Raw genomic sequence first — 8833 nt, 5'->3', positions numbered from 1 at the left:
GCCCTGACCCGCTACCGTTCCCGGCCGTAGGACAATCGGAGGGGGACACGCACGCCTTCGGCGTGGGTACCCGGGCCCCCTCCGAGACCTCCCCCAGGATTGGTGGTTCGAGCCGAGGGGCTGCCGACGAGCCGCAGGCGAGGAGAGCCACGAGGCGAGGCCCGAGTTGGTTGCGCGGGCAAAGCCCGCGCTCGAAGGACATTACTCCGACACACCCCCAGCCCATAGGCAGGGCAGCCTCTTTCGACGCCTGCTCACGCCTGCGGATCCGAGCCGGTGCCCCACTCCGCCCCTTCCGAGGTCGGGCGACCGTCTGGGCCTCCGTCACTCGGCCAATGAAACCCGGATGCTTATGGTCTCCTCGCGGTAGGGAGTCGGGATGTAGGACAGCTCGAGGCGGATGTCCCCGAGCTTCTTCTCTTCCAGCGCCGCGGCCGGGAAGGGGACCTCGATATCCTGGGACGCCTCCATCCCCGGGTCGAGCCGCTCCTGGTAGCCGTAGAACTTGAAGCTGGTATCGCCCCGCCCGTCGGCGAGCGGGATGGGCTTGCCGTCGACATCAGCGTACCGGATCCTCGCCGAGATGAGGCGGGCGGCCTGGTCCGACGTGGGGTTCTTCAGCGTCAGCGTTGCCCGCAGCTTCGGCGGATCCACCACACGTCCGGTGCCCTGCTCCACGCGCTCGATGACCTTCAGGTCCTTCAGCTCCCCCGTCAGGAACGATACCTTCACGGAGGCCGTCGCCGGCTTCAGGGCGAAGGTCTTCGCCTCGATGGAAGGCGACGTGGCCTGCTGCTGGGCGCAGCCGGTCAGGCCGAGAGCCAGAGCCACCGCCCCCCAGCGCAACATCATTGGGCCTCGCCTCGTGACGGGCCTGCCTGCGGCATGGCCGCCGTCCCTCGGCTCGAACAGCCAAACGCTCCGTCCAATCATCCTGGTTCCTCCCTTCAGGCGCGGGTCCCCGCCGCACGGCCGGCCCCTGCGCGGTTGCGCCCGGCGAAATCGCCACTGCGCGAGCGACTCGCACGTCTTCCAGCTTCTCCTCAAGGCCCGGTGGCTCGAGGCCATCAACGCCCAGGCAGGAAGCGGGCTTGCGTCCGCCCTCGGTTCGCGCGTAATCTCGGACGCGTGCTCTTTCGCGACCCCGTTTCGCCGCCGAGATGGTCGACTGGCGGGTGCAACATCGATACCACGCCAGCGGCCTGGCGGGAGGCGATAACTCGTTAGTACTTCAGGCCTTTAGTAGCGGGCCGGGATTGGCGGCGAGGTTTTCGGCGACAAGATGTCGCTGCCCGGACACAATGACGCCGCTGATCGCCGGGCGGAGGAACCGAGATGAACGTCCAGAAGGTCATCGCCATCGCAGTTGCCTGCCTGCTTGTTGGCGTCCTCGCGGGCTATCTCCTCTGGGGGCTGCGGAGCGGGGAACTGGCGCAGGTCAAGCTGACCGCTGAAATGCAGCGGGCGGAAACGGAAGCCAAGCTCAAAGAGGCGGACGCTCGAGTCAAAAAGCTCGCGGAGGACCTGGAGCTCGAGCGGCAGCGTCGCACGAAGCTCGAGGGGTTGCTCAGCACGGGCCGGAAGTAGCGGGGAGCCCTTGCTCCTCTGGAGCGACGCACGCGGGCCACCGCGGATATTGTTTGACCGCCGCTCGATCCAGTATCCTATAGAGCTGTGCGGGGTCTCCGCTCCCTCCCGATCGTGCTCCTCGTTTCGGCGGCGGTTACGGGGCTCGTCACGCCGACGCACGAGCTACCACCGCCGGCGCTGGCGGTCGTCGAGACCGTGCTGGAGCCCGGAGAAACCGTGGAGGCCGTGCTGCTCAGGACCCGGCTCGAACGGCCCGAGATCGCGGCCATCGTCGGCGCGCTGAGCCGCGGGGTGGACATGCGCCGCGTTCAGCCCGGCGAGCGCCTCCTCGTCACCCGGGCTCCTGACGGGCGGCTCCTCGACGTGACCTACCGGCGTACGCTTGTGGAGCGCTACGAGGTTCGACAGGAGAGTGCTGGGTGGCGCGCACATCGGGTGCTCACCCCGGTCGAAACGCGGATCGCCGCCGTGGCAGGCACCCTCGAGGGATCACTCTTTGCGAGCATGGATCGGCTCGACGAGAGCCCTGCCCTCACTGCCAAGTTCGTCAACCTCTTCGAATGGGACTTCGACTTTGCCGCGGATTCGCTGCCGGGCGATCGGTTCCGGTTGCTGGTTGAAAAGCAGCACGCCCGAGGCGATTTCGTCGGCTACGGTGACATCCTGATCGCCCAGTATCAAAGCGTCGGGAGGCGCACGCTGACGGCCGTCGCGTTTCCGGGGGCGGGTGGAAAGAGCAGCTACTTCGACGCCGAAGGTCGGTCAGTCCGCAAGATGTTCCTGCGCGCGCCCCTCGACTTCACCAGGATCACATCGGGCTACTCGCACGCGCGCAGGCATCCGATCCTGGGCGGCGTGCGTCCCCACCTGGCCATCGACTACGGCGCCCCTGCAGGGACGCCGGTGCGGGCGGTGGCCGACGGGGTGGTCCAGGCCTCGGGATGGAACGGAGGTAACGGTCTCAGCATCACGCTCCGCCACGCCCGCGGCTACAAGACCATGTACAACCACCTGGCGGCGGTGAATGTTCGGCCCGGCCAGCGCGTGCGGCAGCGCCAGGTCATCGGGCGCGTGGGCTCTACCGGCCTCTCGACCGGACCCCACCTCGACTACCGGGTGATCAAACACGGGCGCTACGTGAACCCGCTGGGCGAACGGTTCGTCCCTGGGTCGCCCGTCCCGCCGGAACGGCGGACCGCCTTCGGGCGACACCTGGAAGGCCTCCTCGAGCGCCTGGACCACGAGGTGCCCTTCGAGCCCCGCGCGTGACCAGGTCGGCTGCTGCCGCAGGGGGCATGCTGACCGAACCCTGAGGCGACTTCCTGCCAGCCGGACGTCCTCCTCGTCGCCCCGCCTTCGCCAAGTGATACCGGAGGTGCCCGGTCAGGATCCCTTGGCCTTTCGTTGCAGAGTACGAACGCTCACGCCCAAGATCTTGGCCGCGGCGCGCTTATCCCCCTTGGTCTCGTCCAGCACCCGCCGGACGTACTGACGCTCCAGTTCGGCCAGCGTCGGGCGGAGCCCCAGCTCCGGGGGGCCCAGCGGCGCAAACTCGGTGTGCAGGTCCGCCAGCGTGACGAGCGGGCCGGGCGCCAGTGTGGCGGCGCGCTCCACCATGTTCTCCATCTCGCGGACGTTCCCGGGCCAGCGGTGGGCGAGAAGCCAGGCCATGGCTTCCTCGCTAAACCCCTCGAAGCGCTTTCCGAGCGCCTGCCCGGCGCGCTCCAGGAGGTGGAGCGCCAGGAGGGGGATATCTTCGGGGCGCTCCCTGAGGCTCGGGAGCTGGATCGGAATCACGGCGAGCCGGTAATAGAGGTCCTCCCTGAACTTCCCCTCGGCGACGAGGGCGGACAGATCGCGGTTGGTCGCGGTGAGGACCCGCAGGTCCAGGCGCATCTCTTCGCTGGCGCCCACAGGGCGAATCGCCTTGTCCTGGAGCGCGCGCAGGAGCTTGGCCTGGAGCGCTGGCGGCATGTCGGCGATTTCGTCCAGGAACAGGGTGCCGCCGTTGGCCTCGGCGAACAGGCCGCGGCGCTTGCGGTCGGCGCCGGTGAACGCGCCCCTCTCATGACCGAACAGCTCGGACTCGAGGAGGGGCTCCGGAATCGCGGCGCAGTTCACGGGAACGAAGGCACCGCCGCGGCGCCCGCTGTTCCAGTGGATGGCCCGCGCGACGAGTTCCTTCCCGGTCCCGCTCTCTCCGAGGAGGAGCACGGTCGCCTCGCTTTCAGCCACGGCGCGGATCTGCTCGAAGACCGCCTGCATGGCCTTGGAGCGTCCGATCAGGTTATCGAAGCGATAGCGCCGCTCTACTTCCTCCCGGAGCCGGCGGTTCTCGTCCCGGAGGCGTCGGTCCTCCAGCGCCCGGCGCACGGCCAGGCTGACCTCAGCCAGCTTGAAGGGCTTCGTGAGGTAGTCATAGGCGCCCTGCCGCATGGCCTCGATGGCGGTTTCGAGGCTCCCGAAGGCGGTCATCAGGAGCACCCGGGACGCGGGCTGGATCCGCAGGGCCTCGCGGAGCACCCCGAGGCCGTCCACCTCATCCATCACCAGATCCGTGAGGACCACCGCGTACTCCTCGCGCTGGAGCGCGGCGAGGGCATCGGACCCGCTGATGGCGCTGGTGACAGCCCACCCCTCGCCCTCCAGATGACGCTGGAGGAGCGCCACCATCTCCGGGTCGTTGTCGACGAGCAGGATCCGGGGCGTCACGGCTGACCCGCCTCCGCCGGCAGCCACACGGTGAAGGTCGTCCCCTCGTCGGGCCGGCTCTCGACGCGGATCTCTCCGCCGTGCTCTCGAACGATGTCCCGGCAGATGGACAGCCCGAGTCCGGTCCCCTGCCCCGAGGGCTTCGTGGTGAAGAACGGCTCAAAAACTTGCGATAGCAGGTCGACAGGGATTCCCGAGCCGGTGTCCGACACCGCGACGGTGACGCCCGCCCGACCATCGCGACTCACGCGATTGGCGCTGACGCCAACGCGCCCGCCGGCCGGGGTGGCCTCGAGGGCGTTCATCAGAAGGTTGATCAGCACCTGCTGGAGCTGGTTGGGGTCGGCCAGCATGGGCGGGAGATCCTGCGGAACTGCCGCGGTCAGCGCGACGCCGCGGCGGCGGGCTGCGTGCGCGAGCAACGGGAGGAGACGCTCCAGAACGGGGGCCAGGGCAATGGGCTGGACCTCGGGCTTCCGAGGCCGCACCATGTCCAGGAGCGAACGGATGATCCCGGAGATCCGATCGATCTGTGCGATGATGACTTCCAGGTCCGGGCGTCGCGGGTCGTCCTGTGGGAGTGATTTCAGCAGGAACTCGGCGCGTCCCGAAATGATGTTGAGCGGCGTGCCGACCTCGTGCGCGATACCGCTCGCGAGCTTCCCCGCCACCGCAAGGGTTTCCGCCTGGCGCACCTGCTGCTCGAGATCCAGCGTTCGCTCCGTCTCGGCCAGAAGTCTCCCGCGGGCCGCTTCCAGTTGTTCAGCCATGCGGTTGAAGGCCTCGGCGACCCGGCCCAGTTCGTCCCGGCGCTCGACGGGCAGGGGCGGCCCCCGCTGACCCTGCCCCAGGCTTCGGATCCCTTCGGCGAGCCCGGAGAGCGGGCGGAGCACCTGGCGCTGAAGCATGAATCCGGTGAGGGTCGCCACGACGACCAGCAGGACGCCCAACCGGAGCCACACGTCCCGGGTGGCGGCCTGGACCCTTCGCTCTACCCCCGCGGCCAGGTGGACGACCTCCATGGCGCCCTGGATCTCCCCCCTGCGCCCCCTGAGCGGGACCAGATAGTAGAGGACGGGCTGCTTGCCCCTGCGCTGGTAGAAGCCCTGCGGCTGACCTGTTTCGATCACCCGGCGCAGGGGTTCGCCCGGGATTTCTTCCCCGATCGAAAGCGGGTTCGACACCAGGGTGGCAGCGAGCTTCCTGTCAAAAAGCCTGATCCGGTCGATCTGCTCCTGGTCTTCCACGATCTCGAAGAGAAGGCGTTTGATGTCCGATATCTGCCGGTCCCGGAGCGCGTTCTCCACCGCGATCTGGATGGCCTTGGTGGTGAGGGCCATGTTGCGCCGGTCCTCGTCGAGGAGCTGGGCCTGCTCCTCGCGAATGCGGACGAGCCCGTACACCCCGACCACCAGGACCAGCGGGATGACCAGCGTCAGGATCAGACGAAGCCGGAGACCCATGGCTCGAGCGAACAAAGTTTACTCCCTCCGGGTCCCGGCAACCACCGGCACCCCTCGGCTCGAACCACCATTCCTGGGGGAGGGCTCGGAGGGGGCCCGGGGTACCCACGCCGAAGGCGTGGGTGTCCCCCTCCGATGACCTAGGTCAGCAGCTTGATGATCACGGCGATCGTCAAGGCCACGGCGGCCATTCCGAGGGCTACCACGAGGCCTTCATATCCCTCTTTGATCTTCATCTGGTATCCTCCGTCCCGGGGCGTCCGCCTGCAGAGCAAGCGACGCCCCTGTGTGGGAACGCATCGAGAGGTGATCAATCTCGGAGGGGGGCCACCCACGCCGACCCCCCGCGCTGGCGCGCGCACCCACTTCGTGGGTACCCGGCGCGAGTACCCGCCCCTTCCGATGCCTCCCCCCTGTTGTTCGAGCGTGGCGGGTTCGGCCATGCCGTGAGGCGGGCCACCCGCCGCGCGAGGCCCGAGTAGATTGCGCGGGCCGGGTACCCACCGCGGAGTGGTGGGTGCGCGCTCGAACGGTAGTTCGCGTGGCGCCCGTCTCCCCGAGCGATCGGCCGCCGCCTGGAGTGGCGGTGACCGGATGGATCAGGGAAGACGGCAGGTCAGAATGGCGGGACGGAAATCAGTCGTCTTCGGTCAGGCGGGGAACGGACGGGTCAGACGAAGGGTCGCGCCGCGGGAGCAGCACGATCAGCGCCACCGCGCTGCTCCACCGCTGCGGATCGGCGGGCGTCTTCGGGCTCAGGCGCGGCAGCGCGTCAGGCTCCCGGAGCACGTCCGCCTGCCGGGCGAGCGCGACGTCGCTCGTGTGGACGGGCTGGGCCCGGACCCCCACCACCGACTCGTCCGGGTTGAACCGGAAGGCCCCGGGCAGCCACGGCATCGCCAGGTCGAGCAGGAGGTGGAAGACGAGGAACAGGCTGAAGAGCGACCTCATCGACCGCATCGTCCCGGAAGCCAGCACTTCGTGACCTTTATACACCCGCAGCCGGAAGAGGCGCAACGAGAAAAAACGCCAACGACTTGACGCGCGGGGTCGCCTGATGGAAGGTAGAAGATGAAGTACGACTGATGGTGGCGGCACGGCCGTTCGTCTTTAGCGGGTGCATCGAGCTCAGAGAGATCCCGGGCCATCGGGCCCGGGACGAACGCGAGCTGCTGGAGAAGCTCGAGCAGGTGCCCGTCGGCTCGGTGTACTACCACACGCACGGCGTCTTTCTCCGCCACCCCCAGCTCGCGCGCGCCTACCCGAACGATTTCGCCAACTGGGTCGCCACCCACATCCGCGACCAGGTGCTCGCCGAGCGGCTGAGCATCGTGGACCCGTTCCACTTCTCGAGCCTGGAGGAGCTTCGCGAAGAGCTCATCTCGGTCATCGACGATCACATCTCCACGCTCCATCCGGTCCCCCGGGTGGTCTTCGGCGATCCCTTTTTCTTCGTCCAGTCCCACCTCCTCGAAATCTCCACCGGCCTGGAAGCGCGGACGCTGGAGGAATTTCGACGCTGCCTGGCCGCCGTGGACGCGAGCGCCATCTACCTTCACGTCCTGGATGCGCGGGCCCGGCGGGGACTCGAGGGCGGCGACTTCGCCCACTGGATCGGCGATGAGCTGAAGCTCCCCGCACTGGCCGAGGAGGTCAGCCGAATCAGCCCCTACCTGGGCGGGCTGGAGCAGATGCGCCGGCAGAGCCTGCGCCTCCTGGACGCCGAGCTGGACCGAGGAGCTCACGCCGGTGAGCGCTAGCGCGATCACCATCGACAGCTACCGGGACGTCACGCCAAAGGGCGCCGTGGACCTCCTGCTCCGCCTCTCCGAACGGGGGCGCGGCCGGCACTTCTTGCACGTGAACTCCACCCGGTACGGCGGCGGAGTCGCCGAAATCCTCACCCGGCTCGTCCCGATCATGACCGACCTCGGGATCAAGGCCGACTGGGAGGTCATCGAGGGGGACGCGGACTTCTTCGCCACCACCAAGGCGTTCCACAACGCTCTGCAAGGCGTCGAGCAAGTATTCACCGAGGCCATGCTGGACCACTACCTCGCGATCAACCGGGCCAACTCCGAACGCCTGAGGCCCGCGGGCGACCTCGTGCTGATCCATGATCCCCAGCCCGCGGCGATGGTCGAGACGCGCCCGCCCGAGGGGAAGTGGGTCTGGCGGTGTCACATCGACCTCTCGGTGCCCCAGCGTCGGGTGTGGGCGTTCCTCCGGCGCTTCGTGGTCCGCTACGATGCCGCGATCTTCTCCCTGCCCGCCTTTGCGCAGCAGCTGCCCGTCGCCCAGTTCCTCGTCTACCCCTCGATCGATCCGCTGGCGGAAAAGAACCGCCGGATGAGCAAGCAGGAGATCCGCAAGATCCTGGAGGCGCTCCAGCTTCCGGACGACAAGCCGATGCTTCTGCAAGTCTCGCGATTCGACCGCTTCAAGGACCCCGTCGGTGTCATCAACGCGTACCGCATGGTAAAGCGCTACCACGACGTCCGGTTGGTGCTGGCCGGGGGCGGGGCGGCGGACGACCCCGAAGGGGCCCAGGTTTTGGCCGACGTGCGGGAGGCCGCCGGCCGTGATCCCGACATCCACGTGCTCGACCTCCCGACCAACGCCCACCTCCAGATCAACGCGCTTCAGCGCGCGGCGACCATCGTCATCCAGAAATCGACGCGTGAGGGGTTCGGCCTCACCGTGGCCGAAGCCATGTGGAAGGGAAAACCCGTGATCGGCGGCGCCACGGGTGGGATCATGGTTCAGATCGTCTACGGCGTGACCGGCTACACCGTGAATTCCGTCGAGGGAGCAGCCTACTGGATCCGCCACCTCCTGAGCAACCCCCAGCTTATCCGAAAGATGGGTGAGGCCGGTCGGGAGCACGTTCGCCAGAACTTCCTCATTACCCGCCACCTCCGCGACTACCTCTCCCTCCTGGCCCATCTGACCCGATAGGGAACCCGGAGGGGGGCCACCCAGGCACCCCCTCGCATTCGGAGTGGATGACCTGGTACCCGCCCATTCCGGTCCTCCCCCAGGCGCAGTTCGAGCCGAGGGGCGTCTGC

At 68.1% G+C, this 8833-nt stretch carries 8 protein-coding genes; 4 read left to right on the top strand and 4 right to left on the bottom strand.

What is annotated here, in order from left to right; genetic code table 11:
• Positions 1 to 324 precede the first annotated feature (324 nt).
• A complete protein-coding gene (locus tag HY726_04500; GenBank protein MBI4608250.1) occupies positions 325 to 852 on the bottom strand; it encodes a hypothetical protein in 528 nt (175 codons plus the stop codon).
• A 483-nt stretch (positions 853 to 1335) separates the two neighbouring features.
• Between HY726_04500 and HY726_04495 the strand changes: the two genes are divergently transcribed.
• Together HY726_04495 and HY726_04490 are read left to right on the top strand one after the other, a co-directional pair.
• On the top strand, positions 1336 to 1587 hold the full coding sequence (locus tag HY726_04495) for a hypothetical protein (protein ID MBI4608249.1): 252 nt from the start codon (positions 1336 to 1338) through the stop codon (positions 1585 to 1587).
• Positions 1588 to 1674: 87 nt separating this feature from the next.
• Entirely contained in the window at positions 1675 to 2859 is a 1185-nt protein-coding gene (locus HY726_04490) for a M23 family metallopeptidase (GenBank protein ID MBI4608248.1), read from the top strand.
• Positions 2860 to 2973: 114 nt separating this feature from the next.
• Here HY726_04490 and HY726_04485 read toward each other — a convergent pair whose 3' ends face one another.
• From HY726_04485 to HY726_04475, 3 genes are all read right to left on the bottom strand, one after another.
• Positions 2974 to 4263 carry a sigma-54-dependent Fis family transcriptional regulator gene (locus HY726_04485; protein MBI4608247.1) on the bottom strand — a complete coding sequence of 430 codons (1290 nt, stop codon included), beginning with the start codon at positions 4261 to 4263 and terminating at the stop codon, positions 2974 to 2976.
• A gap of 35 nt (positions 4264 to 4298) precedes the next feature.
• Complete coding sequence (locus HY726_04480) at positions 4299 to 5765, bottom strand: HAMP domain-containing protein (protein ID MBI4608246.1); 1467 nt, start codon at positions 5763 to 5765, stop codon at positions 4299 to 4301.
• 636 nt (positions 5766 to 6401) lie between these two features.
• On the bottom strand, positions 6402 to 6716 hold the full coding sequence (locus HY726_04475; protein ID MBI4608245.1) for a hypothetical protein: 315 nt from the start codon (positions 6714 to 6716) through the stop codon (positions 6402 to 6404).
• Positions 6717 to 6850: 134 nt separating this feature from the next.
• On the opposite strand from HY726_04475, the gene HY726_04470 reads away from it, so the two are divergent.
• Together HY726_04470 and HY726_04465 are read left to right on the top strand one after the other, a co-directional pair.
• The gene (locus tag HY726_04470; protein MBI4608244.1) at positions 6851 to 7525 is read left to right on the top strand and encodes a hypothetical protein; all 675 of its coding nucleotides are present in this window, start codon (positions 6851 to 6853) and stop codon (positions 7523 to 7525) included.
• Positions 7526 to 7529: 4 nt separating this feature from the next.
• The gene (locus HY726_04465; protein MBI4608243.1) at positions 7530 to 8723 is read left to right on the top strand and encodes a glycosyltransferase; all 1194 of its coding nucleotides are present in this window, start codon (positions 7530 to 7532) and stop codon (positions 8721 to 8723) included.
• Positions 8724 to 8833: the final 110 nt, after the last annotated feature.

This window comes from Candidatus Rokuibacteriota bacterium, assembly GCA_016209385.1.
Classification (GTDB): Bacteria; Methylomirabilota; Methylomirabilia; order Rokubacteriales; family CSP1-6; genus JACQWB01.
This window is presented reverse-complemented; position numbering and strand designations above follow the sequence as displayed.

Excerpts from the sequence above, each read along its gene's own strand:
- HY726_04500 (MBI4608250.1), bottom strand. The coding sequence starts at position 852 with ATGATGTTGCGCTGGGGGGCGGTGGCTCTGGCTCTCGGCCTGACCGGC.
- HY726_04495 (MBI4608249.1), top strand. The coding sequence starts at position 1,336 with ATGAACGTCCAGAAGGTCATCGCCATCGCAGTTGCCTGCCTGCTTGTT.
- HY726_04485 (MBI4608247.1), bottom strand. The coding sequence starts at position 4,263 with ATGGTGGCGCTCCTCCAGCGTCATCTGGAGGGCGAGGGGTGGGCTGTC.
- HY726_04480 (MBI4608246.1), bottom strand. The coding sequence starts at position 5,765 with ATGGGTCTCCGGCTTCGTCTGATCCTGACGCTGGTCATCCCGCTGGTC.
- HY726_04475 (MBI4608245.1), bottom strand. The coding sequence starts at position 6,716 with ATGAGGTCGCTCTTCAGCCTGTTCCTCGTCTTCCACCTCCTGCTCGAC.
- HY726_04470 (MBI4608244.1), top strand. The coding sequence starts at position 6,851 with ATGGTGGCGGCACGGCCGTTCGTCTTTAGCGGGTGCATCGAGCTCAGA.